The organism is Colwellia sp. KS18-150 (genome assembly GCF_057551365.1).
Genome location: NZ_BAAJMC010000019.1, coordinates 41,512 through 61,320 on the forward strand (window position 1 = coordinate 41,512; position 19,809 = coordinate 61,320).

The 19,809-nt window shown below is 39.6% G+C and carries 11 protein-coding genes; all 11 read left to right on the forward strand.

Features of this window, described 5'->3' with window-relative positions:
- Positions 1-220 precede the first annotated feature (220 nt).
- Positions 221-3,883: a TonB-dependent receptor gene (locus AC27IF_RS16745; RefSeq protein ID WP_487055490.1), complete on the forward strand. Its 3,663-nt coding sequence runs from the start codon at positions 221-223 to the stop codon at positions 3,881-3,883.
- 66 nt (positions 3,884-3,949) lie between these two features.
- Entirely contained in the window at positions 3,950-5,980 is a 2,031-nt protein-coding gene (locus AC27IF_RS16750; RefSeq protein ID WP_487055491.1) for a hypothetical protein, read from the forward strand.
- A 117-nt stretch (positions 5,981-6,097) separates the two neighbouring features.
- Positions 6,098-7,648, forward strand: coding sequence for a tryptophan halogenase family protein (locus AC27IF_RS16755; RefSeq protein WP_487055492.1), 1,551 nt, complete (start codon positions 6,098-6,100; stop codon positions 7,646-7,648).
- Positions 7,649-7,670: 22 nt separating this feature from the next.
- Entirely contained in the window at positions 7,671-8,405 is a 735-nt protein-coding gene (locus AC27IF_RS16760) for a SapC family protein (RefSeq protein ID WP_487055493.1), read from the forward strand.
- A 346-nt stretch (positions 8,406-8,751) separates the two neighbouring features.
- A complete protein-coding gene (locus AC27IF_RS16765; RefSeq protein WP_487055494.1) occupies positions 8,752-9,861 on the forward strand; it encodes a mandelate racemase/muconate lactonizing enzyme family protein in 1,110 nt (369 codons plus the stop codon).
- 9 nt (positions 9,862-9,870) lie between these two features.
- Positions 9,871-10,893 (forward strand): zinc-dependent alcohol dehydrogenase, encoded by a 1,023-nt coding sequence (locus AC27IF_RS16770; RefSeq protein ID WP_487055495.1) that lies wholly within the window; start codon positions 9,871-9,873, stop codon positions 10,891-10,893.
- A gap of 24 nt (positions 10,894-10,917) precedes the next feature.
- On the forward strand, positions 10,918-11,682 hold the full coding sequence (locus AC27IF_RS16775) for a 2,5-didehydro-3-deoxy-L-galactonate 5-reductase (protein WP_487055509.1): 765 nt from the start codon (positions 10,918-10,920) through the stop codon (positions 11,680-11,682).
- A 4-nt stretch (positions 11,683-11,686) separates the two neighbouring features.
- Positions 11,687-13,135, forward strand: a complete 1,449-nt coding sequence (gene aldA, locus AC27IF_RS16780) for an aldehyde dehydrogenase (protein ID WP_487055496.1) — start codon at positions 11,687-11,689, stop codon at positions 13,133-13,135.
- A gap of 295 nt (positions 13,136-13,430) precedes the next feature.
- Positions 13,431-15,029 (forward strand): carbohydrate-binding protein, encoded by a 1,599-nt coding sequence (locus AC27IF_RS16785; RefSeq protein WP_487055497.1) that lies wholly within the window; start codon positions 13,431-13,433, stop codon positions 15,027-15,029.
- 107 nt (positions 15,030-15,136) lie between these two features.
- Positions 15,137-17,671 carry a glycoside hydrolase family 2 TIM barrel-domain containing protein gene (locus AC27IF_RS16790; protein WP_487055498.1) on the forward strand — a complete coding sequence of 845 codons (2,535 nt, stop codon included), beginning with the start codon at positions 15,137-15,139 and terminating at the stop codon, positions 17,669-17,671.
- A gap of 74 nt (positions 17,672-17,745) precedes the next feature.
- Entirely contained in the window at positions 17,746-19,674 is a 1,929-nt protein-coding gene (locus tag AC27IF_RS16795; RefSeq protein WP_487055499.1) for a CRTAC1 family protein, read from the forward strand.
- Positions 19,675-19,809: the final 135 nt, after the last annotated feature.

The following is a 19,809-nucleotide window of genomic DNA, read 5'->3' on the forward strand; positions in this document are numbered from 1 at the left end:
AGATACTAGGGAGTAGGGTTTACGAGTATATTCGTAGTTATTGTAAATTGAATATTGTTAACAAAAAATCATTGACAAGGGTGTCTTTATAAGAATAAAGTGGAGATATAAATGAATCAACCGTAGTAAATTTGGTCTGTGTCATTTATAAGAAAGCTCAACAAAAATTAAAAAAATAGATGAACTAATAGCGTGGAAAAGAAACCCTAGGGGATGAAAAATGATAAGTCCGAATAGAATGTTCAAGTTAAGTCCTGTATGCATAGCATTGCTTGCAGCAACCGGTCTTAATGTCAATGCACAGGAAGTGGAAGAGGCAAACACTTCTGCTCAAGAAGCTAGTGTCGAAGTTGCTTCAACAGCAAAAGATGAAAATATTGAAGTTATTGAAGTAACCGGTTTACGCGGCAGCTTGAAAAAATCAATTAACGATAAACGTTTCGCCACTAACGTGGTTGATACCATTAACGCTGAAGATGTCGGTAAGAGTACCGACCAAAATATCGCCGACGCTTTAGGTCGTGTTACCGGTGTTACCGTAGTTAGCCAAGATGGCGAAGGTTCACAAATTACTGTGCGCGGTGCATCGTCAAATCAAAATAAAATCACAATAAACGGTCAACAAATGACCTCAACGGATTTTAGTCAATCAGTTGATTTAAGCTCATTTTCTGCTGATATATTATCAAAGCTAGAAGTTGTGAAAACACCAAGTGCAAACCATGATGAAGGTTCATTAGGTGCTAGTGTTAACTTAACTACGGTTCGTCCTTTATACCAAGATAAAGACGTACGTTCAGCGACAGTACAGGGTCGTTACAATGATTTTGCTGAAGAAGCTGATTATAAAGTTTCAGCGGCGCTTTCAGAAAAATTCCTTGATGAAACATTTGGTGTCGCCTTATCAATTTATACTGAGACTAACACAATCCGTCGCGACCAATACCGTGTTGGAAATTTTGAAGCTACACCTGAAATATTTTCTGCAAGAGATGAAAACGGTGAAATAATTTCAGGTGTTAAAGCGATTAGACATAACACTACTAACTATGAATTATTTCAAAATACCAGCGATCGTACTGGTGGTACATTAGGCTTACAATGGATACCATCAGACTCTACTGAATTAATGTTTGATGGTACTTACTCTACACAAGAAAAAACACGCTCTGTAGATGGCATAAAAAGTCGCCATGGTAATGTCGCTAACTTTATCGAAGGTCAAAGCTCATTAAATAATAGTACTATTGACCCATTTACTGACCCACAAGCTGACTGGTATACCATAGATAGCACCACGCAAACCTTAACCAAATACATAAACCGTTATGGTACGGGAGACTTATCACGTGTCGAAGGTGGTGACGATCGTGAAAACTTCAGTTTAAGTTTGCAACTTGACCAAGCTATTACTGATTCATTACAAATGAAAGTTGCTATTGGTCATTCAAGCAGTACCTCAGAAAGCTTGCCAAATGCTAATACTAACATGCAAAACTTTGTGCAAGTTCCTGCTCGTTTAAGCCAAGAAGCTTTAGAAAATGTAGAGCCTGTAGGTTACGACTGTACTAGTGGTATGTGTAAGATTGTTAGTGGTCAAGGGTATGTTGACTTTGGCGATAATATTTATGATTGGACTGATGAAGACGGTGTTTTTCATCCGGCTAATGAAGATAACTCTTCTACAACTAACTTCAACCCTCGTGATATCGAATCATTTCATCTAGGTTATATTTCAAATAAGGATGTTGAAGTTGAAGATAAAATGAGCAATGCGCAAGTTGATTTTGAATATGAAATGGATTTTGCCGGTATAACAGGTATTGAATTTGGTGCAAAGTACACGCAACGTGAAAAATTTGTAGATGATCAAACCTACACATATAGCTCTTCAGCAGCAACAGAAGTACTTGAAGATGAAAATGGAAATATAGTTACAGTACCTGGTGGCACATTAACAGGTATTCGTGGCTCTATGATTGCCGGTGAAGGTTTAGCGTACGATAATTTCATGAGTTCGCTAGGTTATGGTCGTGATTTTAATACCACTGGCTGGACACCGGTTGATGTATTTGCCGCTTCTGATTTAGTGTTTGGCGGTGAAGATATTGTTCGAACTGTTGATAATACTCAAACCCGTGGTGCAGACTTTGATACGTCTGCCGCGTACCTTAAATTTAACTTTGAATATTTTGACGGCAAGCTAACTGGTGATATCGGTGTACGTTATGTGAAAACTGACGTAGAAACTACCGGTTATTCAGGAGCAAATTTCTGGACCTTTACCGATAACTTATATCGTGAATTTGACCGTGTTCAACTACGAGACTTACGCGATACCTCACTTCCTGCTTGTCAATATACAAGTAATATGGAACAAGGTTATGAGAAACGTTACGGCCGTGTTGATGGTTTAGGTTGGGATACAAGCTCTGGTCAAGATCCTTCAGGGTGGACACCGCAAGCAGATCAAGGCGCTTGTCATAATCCAGATTATGCTGCTTGGGCTTCAGATACCTTAGCAGGTGTTGATCGTGGTGATGATGCATGGTCTCCAGGTTGGGACTCTTTATGGCAGCATGCCGATGTTTCTACTAATGATGTTTACGGTTGGAATGGTGCTGTGCAATGGGACGGCTCACCAGCTGAATCAAGAAACTTTACCGGATATAGTTTCACAGATCCGCAAGATAAATCATTAAAATCGTTTAAGTCGACTAGTAAACACAGTTATGAAAATGTTTTACCTAGCTTAAACTTAAACTATGCCTTTTCTGATGAAGTAGTGGGACGTTTTGCTACCTCTAAAACCATGACTCGTCCAGAAATTGATTTAATACGCCCAGGATTCTCAGTATATGAAAATGGGTACTGGGGTAATGGCAACCCACAAGTGGGTCGTGTCAGCATGTATAACACGCAACTTGAGCCACTTGAATCAAATAACTTTGATATCTCTGCTGAGTGGTACTTTAATGAAGCCTCTTTATTAAGTATTGCCCTGTTCTATAAAGATATGAAGAACTTTACTACTAACGATACAGCAGCAACTTATATTACTGATTTACGCTCTGTTGAAGGTGAAGTTGCCGCAGAAGACATCATAATGCTGGCTGATGACAGCGATGCCGATGGTGATGATCATGGCTTAAGTGGTTGTATGCCACAACGTGCCACAGCTGATTATGGCTGGTGGGGCTCAGATCCAACACGATTAAGTAATGATTTACGTGATTTATGTGGTCAGTACAGCGTTAGTAAAATTGTTAATGGTAAAGGCGCGACTATTGGTGGGGTAGAGCTAGGTTATACGCAAAGCTATAATTTCTTACCAGGATACTTTTTAAGTGGTTTAGGCGTGTCAGCTAACTACACTTATCAAGACAGTGAGTATGATCCTGATGTTTCTTCTGTCACAGGTAAAGAGCTTGCTTCGATGCCTGTTGCAGACACTCCAATGCATACCTATAACTTTACGGCGTTTTGGGAACAAGATGGCCATCAAGTTCGCTTAAGCTACCGTGGCTCTAGTGACTCACTTGTAGGTACTGATTATAACACTGGTCAAAGCGGCCGCACGTGGAACCAAGGTTCAATTTGGAATGAAGGGCGCGACACCCTTGATTTCTCAGCTTCTTATAAAGTTAACGATAACGTAATGGTAATTTTCCAAGCCACAAATTTAACTGATGCGGCTTATAGAACCTATTACACGAACAGAGAGTTAGAAGTCAGCCGTGTTTTTGCTGATAACGAAGTTGGTTATGAGTTTGTAGCCCTTGAAGAAGGTAACCCGTTAACGGGCGATGCTCCAACATCACGTACTTATACTAACTATAAAGTGGGTAGTTCATACCGCTTAGGTGTTCGCGTTAATTTCTAATAATAAATTGAGAACGGCATGGGTTGATGCCCATGTCTTCACTAAATAATTGAATGGTGTTTAATTATGAAAACATTACAAAAAACTAAAACTATAATAGCTTCAGCAATTGTTGTAGCACTAACCGGTTGTGGAAGTGAAAGCTATACACCACCAGAAAAAGAAAACTTATATGCCCCTGAACATGGCGGAAACATTGAAGTTACTTTTCATGAAAAAGATAGCGTTTCTTTTCTCTCTGCTTTAGGTGGCCTTGATGGTCGACTAGGAACGGAAGGAACAGCCAAAGATATGGATGGTGATGTGTTAACCATCAGAAATGGTACCTTACCGGATGATATGCGAGGTGTTGAGCCTTCAGGTCCAAATGTTACGGTTCGTCCACTTGATTTAGCGCCTGACTTAGATACAGGTGATACTCATACTGTTGTTTTATCGTTTGATATTAGCGATGGCGTACACTCTGTACCACGTACTATGACTATTCATATTGAAGGAGAAGATTTTGCACCTGAGTTTGAAGATCCGTTAACAGAAGTCTTTACTAAATTTGACCCAATTTCTGTTGTGGATTTACTCAGCGGTGTTGTTGACCCAGACGGCGAAGAGTTAACTGTCACCGATGTCACAGCAGATCCTGATAACCTTAGCGGCGCTGCAACCATTACAGATAATTTTGTTAATGTTGATATTCCTGCTATCTCAGATCAAATTGCTTTAGGTACAAAAGAGGTTTTAACCTTTACTTATAAAGTTGAAGATCACAATCACAGTTTAGATAGAACAGCTCATATTGAGATTCGCGGTGTTACACAAGAGCCATTACCACCCATTATTGCAGGACCTCAAATGGTATCAGCGAATACGAGTGGTTTACGCACAGTGACAGATTTAACTGCAGAGCCAGCAATACTAGAGCCAAATGGTGAAGATGTCATCGTTGAGCTTGATACTATTACCGCTTCTGGTGATGCTCCCGAATTTGAGTTCTCTTTATCCATGGATAATGACTTGATCTTTGATCCCGTTGTTTTTGCAAGTCATGTTGCTGATGGCGAGACTAAGACATTTACTTATACTTATATGGTAAATGATGGCAATCCAGAGCATAGCGTTGAAGCAAGCATTGAAATCACCATCACTAATGATGGCGCTGAAAATGTGATGGTTAATGGTGGTTTTGAAGACGGCTTAACTGACTGGACTACTGCAGGTGTTGGGATAGTTTCTGCAGTAACATCTTCAGCATTAGGCCTTGATTTTGAAGGTAGTCAATTAGCTGCTTTTAGTGGCGTTGATACCCTGTCTACTGATCTTGATGATCTAGAACTTGGTGCAACCTATGTATTAGAGGCAAGATCTAAACATGCAGGCGGTTGGGATGGTGGTTCGACAGCAACTATCACTGGAACATTGCTAGAAGATGATGGTGAAGGAAACCTTGTAGAAATGCCTGGCTCAAAAATCACTAGTAATAATTGGTATGAGCATGGCGGTGGTAATCGTACTTCAGCTTTGTCTTTTACTGCAGTTGAGGGAATGAGTGTTGATGTTGTCACAGCTCAAGCGATAGATGTCGATGACTTTAGGCTATACAAGCACTCTTTTGAACAAGCGAATAATCTAATCTCAGAAGCTGACTCTACTTTTGATTCTGGCGCAAATAATTGGACTCTGGGGGCAGGTGCTTCGGTATCTGACGTAGAGGCTATTAGCGGCGCTATGAGTCTACACTCTGGAAAAATGGGCGATGTAAGAAATATTTTAGATTTAGCTGATGGCACCATTGAAGATGGCAAACGTTATTTAGTAACGATTGATGTGGAAGTTGACGGTGAGTTCACAGGCAATCATCCGCTACGTGTCTCAGTCGTTGATCCAGCAAATAATGATGTCACCGTAATCGGTCACGCATTTAAAGGGGTGTACTTCTTAAACGATGTAAAACAAACCTTTACTGCAGTATTGGACTTGCCTCGTGATTCAGAAGTGAGTGACTGGTCAACACGTGCTCAGCAACTTCATGTCGGTACTAATGTATGGGGACAAGGGTTTAACTATCGTATTGATAATGTTCGCATAGTTGAGATCCCTTAGAAGGAGTGAAAGTATTATTTTTTAACTTTTGAATATAAAGCCTTCTGAATGTTGTTCAGAAGGCTTTTTTTCGTTAACAATAAGTAAATTAACCCAATAGCTAAATGAAAGATAATCATGAAAAAAATCATTAAAAAAATAGTCATTGTTGGTGGCGGCACTGCGGGTTGGTTAACGGCTGGTATAGTAGCAGCTCGTCATCAAAACCGTATTCAACAAGGTGAGTTAACCATTACCTTGATTGAGTCTGACAAAATACCAACGGTAGGGGTAGGTGAGGGAACTTGGCCAACCATGCCACAAACTCTGCGCAGTATAGGTGTGTCAGAAACTGATTTTATTCGTGAGTGTAATGTCTCTTTTAAACAAGGCTCTAAATTTGTTAATTGGGACAGTGATAAGCAAGATAATTTTTATTTTCATCCGTTTGATGTGCCTAATGGCTCATTAACTGGCGATATTGCTGCTTTCTGGCTAAATCGTCAAGCTGATGAATCATTGGCAAAACTATTTACTAGCCAAGAAGAACTTTGTCATCAAAACTTAGCTCCTAAAACCATTTCTACGCCTGAATATGCCGGTTATGCAAATTATGGTTATCACTTAGATGCAGGAAAATTTTCTGCATTTTTACAACAGCATTGTGTCAATAAACTAGGCGTTAATCATATCATTGCCGATGTTGAAAAAGCTGTCTTATCACCTGATGGTGCCATTGACAGTATTATCTTGCAAAGTGGCGATAACATTTCAGCGGATTTTTTTATCGATTGTAGCGGCTTTAGTGCGCTACTTATCGGCAAAGCCTTAGAGGTACCTTTTAAAAAAGTCGATGATGTTCTTTTTGCTGATACGGCATTAGCGGTGCAAGTACATTATGCTAATGATAATGCACCTATTGCCTCTTATACGCAATCTACCGCACAAACAGCTGGTTGGATTTGGGATATAGGTTTACCCACAAGACGTGGTGTCGGTTATGTTTATGCTAGTAAGTATCAGTCTCGTGAATCAGCCGAACAGGATTTAAAGGCTTACATTAAGCAAAGTGGTGCCAGTACTGATGAGCTTAATATTAAAGAGATTAACTTTCAGGCGGGGCATAGAGAAAAGTTTTTTCATAAAAACTGTCTTGCCATTGGCTTATCAGCAGGTTTTTTAGAGCCGTTAGAAGCCGCTGCTTTAGTGATGATAGAGCTATCAGCCACAATGATAGCGGAGCAGTTACCACAAACGTATTGTGCTCTACCTATCATTGAGCAAAGGTTTAATGACACCTTTATATACCGCTGGCAACGGGTAATAGAGTTTTTAAAATTGCACTATATCGTCAGTAATCGCGACACGCCTTTTTGGCAAGATAATAGAAAACAGCAAAGTATACCTAAACGTTTACAAACACAAATGCAGCTTTGGCAACATACAGTGCCTACACAACTAGACTTTAATCGTTTAGGAGAAGTATTCCAATCGGCAAGCTATCAGTTTGTCTTATATGGCAGCAAGTTTAGAACAGAGCAACTATTTAGTTTAGATCCCCAAATAGTTAAATTTTCGCAAGAGCAGATACAAATAAACCAAGATAAAACTTCCCAATTAATTAAAGCTTTACCGACAAACCGAGAATTAATAAATAAAGTAAAGCAATACGGTTTTGGTAAAATTTAAACATTCAGTAAAGGAGAATAATATGTCCGAAAATAAAATCGAGCTAGTCGATTCGGTTAAACATCGTGATTTAAGAATTAATACTAAAAAATATGATTACCAAGAAAATTACATCAACATGAGCATAGTGATGGTGTCAGAGATGAGTAGTTTGTCTCATGAATATCCTATTTTTATTACTAAAGATCCTGAAACAGGTGCCTTCCAATTAAGTGCTATTTTTGGCTTTGAAAAAGGTGAAAATCTGTTCTTAAACGGTGAGTCATGGCAAGCGACTTACTTACCTTTAGATGTTTTAAGACGTCCTTTTAGAATCCACTTACCTGAAGGAGAGTTTACAGCTGGCGGTAAATTGGCGCTAGATGTTTCAAGTCCTTTATTTCAGGCAAATGAAGGAGAGCGTTTATTTACTGATTCAGGAGAGCCAACGAATTATATCAAGCGTATTCAGCAAACATTTTCCCGGCTTATGGCAGGCACAAAACAAAGCCGCCAGATTTTACAAACGGCTAATGAATTAGGGCTACTAGAGCCTATATCACTCAATGTTGACCTAGTTGAACAAGGTACTATTAATTTAAATGGATTATATACTTTTAATCAAAAAGCCATAAGTGAGTTAACAGGAAATAAACTGAAAGTGTGTCATCAAGGAGGCATATTACAAGTGTGTCACTTGATGTTAAGTTCAGCTATGCATTTAGAAAAATTGATTAAGTGGAAGCGTGAGCAAAATAATACTTTAAAAGTAAGTTAGCGTAGGAAATGTATTCTACCGTTGAAGATATAAATCTTACCTTCAACGATATACAGAAAATAGAAAGGCTGTTGAAATCTTCAGCTCATATTTTTGAGCCTATGATATTGACCGCTAGTGAAATAGAGAACTAATACCCATCAGTTGCCTCTAAAAATTACAAATATCTCATCGGGGTATCAAAAAGCCCCTTTTTATCACTTCAATAAAACCACACTAATATAAGATCTGTTCTCAACTTAATATTGTTAACCATTAAATTGAACATTGTTAACAATAATGCTTTACATAAACCTCTATAATGTGTAAATTGTTAACAATTAACCAGCCGAGAGAGACGGATTCAATGAATGGCAAAACAAGCATGATCACTGCCGTAGAAGTCGAGTATTATCAGATACCATTAGCTGAGGTGCTATCTGATGCAAAACATGGTGATCACACCCATTTTGAACTTATTGTATGCAAAATTAGCTGTAGTGACGGCTATGAAGGCGTTGGCTACACTTATACCGGTGGAAAAGGTGGCCGAGCAATATATTCATTATTAAATGATGAAATGAGACCTAACCTAATTGGTAAAGATTCAGCTGATATTTATGCTATTTGGGACTGGTTGCAGTGGGAATATCATTATGTAGGACGAGGCGGTTTACTCAGTTTTGCTATCTCTGCCGTTGATATTGCTCTTTGGGATATTAAATGTAAGCGATTAAATCAACCGTTATGGAAAGTTGCTGGCGGTTCAAGTCATGCCACACGCTGTTATGCAGGTGGTATAGATCTTAATTTTACTCAAGAAAAGCTACTAAGTAATATTCAAGGATACCTAGATAGAGGTTTTAACGCTGTTAAGATTAAAGTAGGTAAAGAAGATTTCCGCGAAGATGTAGCTCGTGTTGCTGCAGTTCGAGAATTAATCGGCCCAGATCGCATTTTTATGGTTGATGCTAATTACTCCATGACTGTCGAAGAGGCGGTTCGCTTTGCACGTGCTGTCGAGCCTTATAATATCAAATGGTTCGAAGAGCCAACCATACCAGATGATTATCAAGGTTATGCTCGTATTGCGGATGCAATCAATATCCCGACAGCAATGGGTGAGAACCTGCATACTATTCATGAGTTCACTTATGCTATTCAACAAGCGAAATTAGGCTTCTTACAGCCGGATGCATCAAACATTGGTGGCATTACGGGCTGGTTGCAAGTGGCAAAACTCGCCTATGCACATAATTTACCTGTGTGTAGTCATGGCATGCACGAATTGCACGTATCACTGATGGCATCTCAGCCTAATGCAGGCTTCTTAGAAGTCCATTCATTCCCAATTGATGAATACACCACAACACCACTTCAGCTAGTTGATGGCAAAGCGGTAGCACCAAGCATAGCTGGAACAGGTGTGGTGTTTGACGATGCACGACTATCTCCCTATTTAATTCAGCATTCATAAGGCATTAAAATGCAAGCAGCACAATATATCGGAAATAAATCATTTAACTTAGTCGCAGGGCAAACTGTCACTCCACAAGCAGGGGAAGTTCGTCTTGATGTAGGTTATGTCGGCATCTGTGGAACAGATATGCATATTTACCATGGTGTGATGGATCAACGTGTTAATCCACCGGCAACTATTGGTCACGAAATTTCAGGTACCGTTGCCGAATTAGGTGAAGGTGTTGAAGGTTTTACAATCGGCGAAAAAGTCGTTGTGCGCCCATTAGATTGGTGTGGCGAGTGCCCAACTTGTCTATCAGGTAATACCCACATTTGCCAACATTTAAAATTTATGGGCATTGACACTCCTGGCGCATTTCAATCTAGCTGGACAGTTAAAGCACGTACACTCCATAAACTACCTGCGGCTGTTGATTTAAAACAAGGCGCATTAGTAGAGCCATTATCAGTTGCTTGTCATGATGTGCGTCGTTCACGTTTGAAAGCAGGTGAAAAAGCCGTCATTCTAGGTGGTGGCCCTATTGGTCAATTAGTGGCTGCTGTCGCTAAAAGTGTTGGCGCCGAAGTACTTGTATCTGAGCCGAATGAAAGCCGTCGTGCCTTTGCTGATGAATTAGGAGTTAAATCAGTTAACCCGATTGATACTGATTTAGCAGCTTACGTAGATGAATGGACGGGAACAAAAGGTGCCGATGTCGTTTTTGAAGTATCGGGTGTATTACCTGCGATTGAAGCTATGACTCAAGTGGCTGGCCGTCGTGGTCGTATAGTCATGGTTGCCATTCACTCAACGCAACCACCAATTGATTTATTCCAATTCTTCTGGAAAGAATTAGAATTATTAGGCGCGCGAGTTTATGAAGCGGCTGATTTTGATTGGGCGATAGAGTTAATCTCAACAGGTCAAATTGATCTTAAACCTTTTATCAGCTCTGTTAATCCTTTGGCAGATATTAGTAACGCTTTTGCTAGTATGGATAATAACCCTCAAGGTATGAAAGCACTTGTTGAATGTAACGCAGAATAATTAAGGCTATATTGAATGAATAACATGTTAGAAAAATTTAGTTTACAAGGCAAAGTAGCCTTAGTAACCGGTGGTAAGCGTGGAATAGGTAAAGGTATTGCATTAGGTTTAGCTGAAGCAGGTGCTGATATTATTGCCGTATCTGCCACGTTAGAGCTTGAAGGCTCGGCAGTAGAGCAAGAAGTAAAAGCGTTAGGCCGTAATTTTAAAGCCTATCAATGTGACTTCTCTGATCGCGAATCATTGTATGCTTTTATCAAACATGTCAAAGCAGACTACCCTAAGATTGATATCTTAGTGAATAACGCAGGTACAATATTACGAGCACCTGCGGCTGAACATGCTGACGAATTATGGGATAAAGTTATTGATGTAAACTTGAATTCACAATTTATTCTAAGCCGTGAAATTGGTAAAGATATGGTTGAACGAGGCTCAGGTAAAATAATTTTCACAGCATCATTATTAACTTTCCAAGGTGGTATTACCGTACCTGGCTATGCCGCAAGTAAAGGGGCTATTGGCCAATTAGTGATGGCATTATCTAACGAGTGGGCAGGCAAGGGCGTTAATGTAAACGCAATTGCTCCAGGTTATATTGATACAGATAATACCGAAGCACTACGAAATGACGCAGAGCGTAACGCTGCCATTTTAGGACGCATTCCACAAGGTCGTTGGGGTAACCCTGAAGACTTTAAAGGTCCGGCAGTATTCTTAGCTTCTGAAGCAGCAAGTTATGTTAATGGCGCTATCTTATTGGTAGATGGCGGCTGGATGGGGAGATAACAGCATGAACTTTAAAAATAATGTTAATTTTATTGGCGGCAAATATATTGCTTCAGCGAAAGAAGAGATTATCGAAATACTAAGCCCTTCAACAGGTGAAGTGATTGGTAATATTCCAAAAGGTTGTGCACAAGACGCTCAGCAAGCGCTTGAAGTGGCTGATACTGCTCAAAAGTCATGGGCAAAACTAACCGCTCGTACTCGTCAAAATATTTTACGTGATTTTGCTAATAAAATTCGTGAAAACAAAAGTGTTTTAGCGCCAATGATTGTTGCCGAGCAAGGTAAATTATTGTCAGTTGCTGAAATGGAAGTTGATGTTACAGCTACCTTTATCGACTACGCTTGTGATAATGCCTTAACCATTGAAGGTGACATTCTGCCTTCTGATAATGAAGGTGAAAAAATCTATATTCATAAGGTGCCACGTGGTGTTGTCGTCGGTATTACAGCATGGAATTTCCCGTTAGCACTTGCCGGTCGAAAAATTGGCCCTGCGTTAATTACCGGTAATTCAATTGTACTTAAACCCACACAAGAAACCCCATTAGCTACGACTGAATTAGGTCGGATTGCTAATGAAGCAGGTATTCCAGCGGGCGTTTTAAACGTGATTAATGGCTCGGGATCTGTTGTAGGTCAAGTCTTATGTGAAAGCCCGATCACTAAAATGATTACCATGACAGGCTCAACAGTTGCCGGTAAACAAATTTATAAAACCTCAGCTGAATTTATGACGCCTGTTATGTTAGAGCTTGGCGGTAAAGCACCTATGGTGGTGATGGAAGATGCTGATCTAGATAAAGCGGTTGAAGGTGCGCTATGGGGACGTTTTGCTAACTGTGGCCAAGTGTGTACGTGTGTAGAGCGCTTGTACATTCAAGAAAGCGTTTACGACAAGTTTATGGACAAATTTATTCCTGCGGTTAAAGCGCTGAAAGTTGGCGATCCAATGAACCCGGAAACTCAAATGGGTCCTAAGTGTAATCAACGTGAAATTGAAAACATTGACCACATAGTACAAGAGAGCATTAAGCAAGGAGCAAGTCTTGCTGCTGGTGGTAAAGTGGCTGATGTTGAAGGCTTTTCTGGCGGCTGCTGGTACGAGCCAACATTATTAGTTGATGTTGCACAAGACAACATTGCGGTACACGAAGAAACGTTTGGTCCGGTATTACCTATTGTTAAAGTGAAAGATATGGACCAAGCCATTGAGTACTGTAATGATAGTATTTATGGTTTAAGTGCATATATTTTTACAGAGAACTTTTTTGATATCAATAAAGCTATTAACGAGTTAGAAGTTGGTGAGGTTTATGTTAACCGTGGCATGGGTGAGCAACATCAAGGTTATCATAATGGCTGGAAACAAAGCGGTTTTGGTGGTGAAGACGGCAAATTCGGTTTAGAGCAATATTTAGAAAAGAAAACGGTATATATGATGGAAAAATAACGGTTTTTCTTTAACATCTCCCAACAATACTCTTTCATGTTGTTTGAGTATTTAGCCGATAGTGTGCTCACTATCGGCTTTTTTATGCCTGTTCAGGCACTTCATTTCACTTCTTGTTATTATAGTATACTGTTAATTGTTGACAATAATAAAAAAATAAAACACTATACTGTGAAAGCTGATCCTTGTATCAATAAAAAGAAAAAATTGATCAACTGGCGATTATCAAACTGAAAGGACATCAATTTATATACAGCTGTAATTTTAAAAATGTTTAAAGGTTTAAGGTGTTCAAGTGAAAAAAATAATTAATGTATTAGTGTTTCTAGGGGTATCTTTTGCTACAACGGCAGAAGATTGGGACAACATTGCGGTACCGGCTGACGCGGGTGAAGGTAATGTATGGTTACTGCAGTCTTTGTCAGATGATTTTAACTACGAAGCTACTGCTAATGATAAAAGTGATGAGTTTTATACTCGTTGGGATGAAGGGTTTATCAATGCTTGGACAGGTCCCGGAATGACTATATTTAGCGGTGATCATGCTTCAGTATCAAACGGAATGCTTAATCTTACGACTAGCCGTAAGGAAGGCACTGAAAATGTTTATACCGGTGCTATTCATTCAAAAGAAAGCGTTATATATCCGCTATATATTGAAGCAAGCGTGAAAATAACAAATTTAACACTCGCCAATGCTTTTTGGTTGCTCAGTTCAGATTCAACTCAAGAAATAGATGTGATCGAAAGCTATGGTAGTGATAGAGATGGTCAGGAGTGGTTTGATGGACGAATGCACTTAAGCCACCATGTATTTATACGTGAGCCTTTTCAAGATTATCAACCAAAAGATTCCGGCTCTTGGGTTGAGCATGAAACAGGTACTTGGCGAAACCAATATCACCGTATTGGTGTCTATTGGATTGACCCGTGGAATTTAGAATATTATATCGATGGTGAGTTAGTTCGCACAGTCAGTGGTGAAGACATTATTGACCCTTTAGGTTATACCGAAGGCACAGGTTTAAGTAAGCCTATGCAAGTTATTCTTGATGTTGAGCAGCAAGATTGGCGTGAAGCTGAAGGCATTAAAGCAACCGACGAAGAGCTAGCTGATCCAAATAAAAACACTTTTTTAGTAGATTGGGTCCGTTTTTATAAACCTGTTGATGAAGCAAGTGTTGTGGATACTTCAACTTGGACAGACGGGGGTACCATTAAAGTAGAGTTCGGTAACTTCATTGACACCAATAAAGGCGGTGCTGAGGTCGAAAGTGATACTGAATTAGGCTTTAATAAATCAGATGACAACATTAATTATAATACCTCAGGTGATTGGGGGGAGTATTCGGTTGATTTTCCACAAGCGGGCTATTACCGCATTGAGTATGTTATTGCTTCTGAAAGTGAGCAGGGCTTAGGTATTTCTCTATACGTGGATGGTAAAGCTGAAACGAGTACAAGTTTTTCTGGTACGGGTAGCTGGGACACCTATGAAACTATAGTTGAACAGCAAACATTATATGTTGACACGCCAGGTACTAAAGTTGTTCGAGTACAAAGCACAGGCTCGAGTGAATGGCAGTGGAATGGCGATGATTTTAGTTTCACTCAATTAATCAACCCAGAGGAATCTACCCCAGAGGAATCTACACCAGAAGAATCTACACCAGAGGAATCTACCCCAGAGGAATCTACACCAGAGGAATCTACGCCAGAAGAATCTACACCAGAAGAATCTACACCAGAAGAATCTACACCAGAAGAATCTACACCAGAAGAATCTACCCCTGAAGAAAGCGAGTCTTCTGGTGGTTCAGTACCGTTAACCTGGTTAATAGTAATGTTAGGTTTAGTTAGTTTTCGTTTGCATAGTGTAAGGGAAAGCCATTAAAAATTGTCGATTGAGACCATTATTATCGTAAAGAGATGAGCTACCCAAATTGGGTAACTCATCTCTTCATTGCTAATAGTGCACTGAGTCATTGTTGGAGTTTACTTGTGAACATAAGAAAAAAAATTGGAATAGCCTTAGTTAACATTTTATTTTGCTTTAGCACCCAAGCAATAAATGAGAATCGAGCAGTTGATTTTAACTTTCATTGGAAATTTACTTTAGTTGATAATGATGTTCTACCAACTAAGCTACCCATGGAAGACTCAAATTGGCGTGATATTCGTTTGCCACATGACTGGAGTGTTGAAGCTTCTTTTGATGAGTCATTAGAAGGTGCAACGGGATATTTGCCAGGCGGAATTGCAATTTATCAAAAACATTTTAAAACGCCTGCCAACCCTAGTGAAAATGACAGTTACATCTTGTTTGATGGCGTATATAACAACGCTACTTTCTGGTTGAATGGAGAAAAACTAGGTGAAAACCCGTATGGTTACTCTCCTGTCTATTTTAAATTAACCAGCAATCTTAAAACTGATGGCTCAGACAATATTATTACAGTACATGTTGACCATTCCCGTCATGGAGATAGTCGCTGGTATACCGGCAGTGGGATATATCGTAATGTTAAATTAATAACGGTGAATAAAGTACACGTGCCAATTTGGGGCACCTTTGTAACCACTCCAGAAGTAAGTGAAAACGAAGCGACGGTTGATATTGAAATAAAACTTGAAAATACTAATAACAAACGTCGCAGTGTATTAGTTTCTACCCAGCTTATTGATAATAAAGGGCAGGTTGTTTCAACCGATACCACTAAAACACGCATTAACGCCAAAGGAAAAAAATCTTTATCTCAATCGTTTACGGTGAGTAACCCAAAACTTTGGGATACCGAAACACCAAACATGTACCGAGCGATAACCACCATTTCTCAAAAGGGACAGGTGCTGGATACTTATGAAACGCCTTTTGGTATTCGTAGTCTGGAGTTTATCGCCAAAAAAGGTTTCTTTTTAAATGGTAAAGCAACCTTGGTAAAAGGTGTTTCACTACATCATGACGGTGGTTTAGTTGGTGCAGCTGTACCGAAAGAAGTCTGGCGTCGCCGTTTTCAAGCGCTTAAAGATGCCGGATTAAATGCTATTCGAACCACACATAATCCTTTCTCTCAAGAGTTTCTAGATTTATGTGATGAAATGGGGATTTTAGTTCAAAACGAATTCTTTGATGAATTTGATTACCCTAAAGACAAACGTTTAAATATGCATGAACGTCATGATGATAACCTAACCCGTGGTTATGCTGAGCATTTTCAACAATGGAATAAAAGCGACCTAACCCGAACCATGTTGCGTGATAGAAACCATCCTAGTGTATTTCAGTGGAGCATAGGTAACGAAATTGAATGGACCTATGTACATTATCGCTATATCACTGGATTTTGGAATGATCCTGACGATGCTACAAAAATGGATCCAGATTTTTGGAGTAAGGGGCCCAAATATTCACCTGAAGAACTGAAAAATCGTTATGAGGCCTCAGAAAAGGGCGAATATATTCTTAGTGACACAGCTAAAAAACTCAATGACTGGGTAAAAGAGCTAGATACTACAAGACCAACAACCGCCAATTTGATCATTCCGCAAGTTAGTCATGTTAGCGGCTATGCCGATGCTGTAGATATTGCAGGTTATAGCTACCGAAATAGTGTTATCCCTTGGGGTCAAACACATTTTCCAGATAAACAAATTACCATTAATGAAAACCCCGGTACATGGAATGATTGGAAACAAGTACTTCAATTTCCGGGGGTATTTAGTCAATTTATGTGGACTGGAATTGACTATATGGGGGAGCGACACGAAAAGTGGCCCCATAAAAGCGGCTGGGGTGACATGTTAGACCTTGCCGGCTTTAAAGTGCAGGGGTGGAACTATTTTAAAAGTGTCTGGGTAAATGAACCTCATATTTCATTAGGCACTTTGCCATTGAAGGATTCTGGGTTTGAGCTTGAGGAATTATCAGGTTTAGCTAAGGCAAAGGATGATAGTAGTTATCGTTGGAGAAACTCCAACATGCATTGGAACTATGAAAAAGGCGAGCCGGTACTTGTTGAAGTGACCTCTAATCATTCTATTGTTGAATTATCTTTAAATGGTGAGTCACTAGGTTATCGCAGTATGTCTGAAGCACCGGATCGTATCTTTCGTTGGGTTGTGCCACATGAGGCGGGTATTTTAACCGCAAAAGCAGGTTTTATTGGCCAAGAAATTACCGCTAAATTTGAAACCTCAGGTACAGCGGTTGGTTTTACCTTAACAGCTGATAAAACTGTGTTGAAAGCGGATGGCTATGATTTGGCGCACCTTGTGGTGCAACTTCATGACGCTAAAGGCAGAATTGTTAAAACTCAAGACGCTAAGGTGACTTTTGAAGTTCAGGGTGACGCAAGGTGGTTAGGTGTTGACTCAGGCGCGCCAGATAATATTCAAGACTTTCAATCAAAGAGCATTACTACCGCAAAAGGGAGAACGCTTGCCATTATTCAGTCAAATATTACCGCCAATCGTGTCACCGTTATTGCACGGGCTAAAGGGTTTGAGCCGCAGACGTTAGTTTTAAACATACAATAAAAAATACATCACCTGGTTATATTTTTAGCCAAGGTGAAGTTGAATTAAACACTTAATCCTTCGGAGTTAATGATTTGAAAACTTTTAATACCTTTACATCAATTGCTATCATTTCTGCAGTGGCTACTTTAGCAGCTTGTCAGTCATCAAGCCCCGAACTTGATTTGCCCGCAGAGCTGTCCTTTAAAGATGTCTCTGAAAGTGCAGGATTAGTGTCTGAACGCGCTTGGAAGTATGGCGGACCTTCTGTGTCAGATCTCAATAATGATGGTCATTATGATTTTTTATTAACGAATCACGATACTACGCCGATTCGTTTATTTATGGCTAATGGTGACGAAACTTATACTCGCCAAGCAGATATTTATCATCGTGTCGATTTACATGGTATTGCTTCAGGCGACTTTGATTTAGATGGTGATAATGACGTGCTTATTGCACTTGGTGGTGGCAATGGCTCAAAGCCACAACCACAAAGATTATTAAGAAATGATAATGGCCAATTTGTTGATGTCACGGTTGAGTCTGGGCTTTCAGGCATGGGCGCACGTGGACGCTCAGTACGTTGGATAGATTTAGACAGTGATGGTGATTTAGATTTTCTACAAATAAATGCTGAAAAAATGGTTAACGAACAGGCACCGAGAAATATTTTGTTTGAAAATAATGGTGATGGTAGCTTTACGTATCGAGCCAATGCCATGTTTGAAGACGTTGATGCTGAAAGATTGTTAATAACAGACTTTAATAACGATCATATACCGGACATTATCGCGTTTAACACTTACTCTCATGTCACTGTATTGCAAGGAAATAATAACTTTACCTTTACTGATGTTACCGATGCTATGTTACCCAAAGAGGCTAATGGTTATCAGGGAACCGTGTCAATTGCGCAAGCTGACATTGATAATGATGGTGACAATGATTTTTACCTAGCACGAGGCAAGCTGCATTATACGCTCGCCAATAATAGTATCTCTTTCGATAAAGCACAGGGGCGACTTGATTTACGTGATGAAGGGAATAAGAGCCATGACGGTATAACATTACATGCCAAGGACAGTATTGAATTAACTGATTTTTATCACTTTCCAAGAGCTAAGCGTCTAAAGAATATGCCTGTGTATCTCGGAGCAAATAAAGTACTTATCACAACCCCTACCACTGCAACGTCTATTAATCAAAATCAAGCACTTGGTTTTCCCAACGAGTTAGATGGCACCGGTTGGTATCTAGGTTATTTAGGTCAGGGGAAGTGGCGTTTAGAGTGGCTATTAAATGATAATGTCGCTTGGGACGTACGTGCATCTATTAAAGGCGTTAATGGTTATACACCTGATTGGACTCCTGAAAACCCCAATATACCTGACGTATTATTACGTAATGATGGCGATAAATTTACAGATATCTCAGCTACCTTACCTCAACAAAGTCAATTTAATAATTGGGGCGTAACGCCGGGAGACTTCAACAACGACAGTCATACCGATTTCTTTATTTATCGCTTTGGTGAATTAAAACAACGTATTGGGGATGTTGCTTTGATAAATAATGGTCAGGGTCAGTTTAGTGCTCAGTTAATGACAGATGCAACCACAGAGCTTGGACGTGATTCTCATGGTGATATGGGGACCGCATTTGACCACAATTTAGATGGAAAAATAGACCTACTCAGTGGAGATGACGATAACGGACTTTGGCATTTATATGAAAACACCACGGTAGGTAACAATCATTATTTACTAACACGTGTTGGTTACTCAAAAAACGGTATCGATCCGCTTGGTGCTACAATTCGTATTGAAACAGCTTCTTCAAAGCAATATAAAATAGTTGGTTCAAGTAGTGCTTCACACTCCCAAAGTGTTTTGAATATAGCTCATTTTGGCTTAGGTGAAGATAACATAGTTAAAAAGCTTACCGTTAGATGGCGAGATGGCACTAGTGTCGAGTTAACTGATATACAAGCGAATCAATTAAAGCGTGTAGGGCAATTCTAGCTTAGTCAACGCTTTAGTAACTCATTCCCCATAAGCTAAAGTTTATAACAGTATATTGTTATTTACTTTAGGCAATTGATTACTCTCCTTTTTTACGGATAAATTATTATTACACACAATAATGAGATTCTAAAA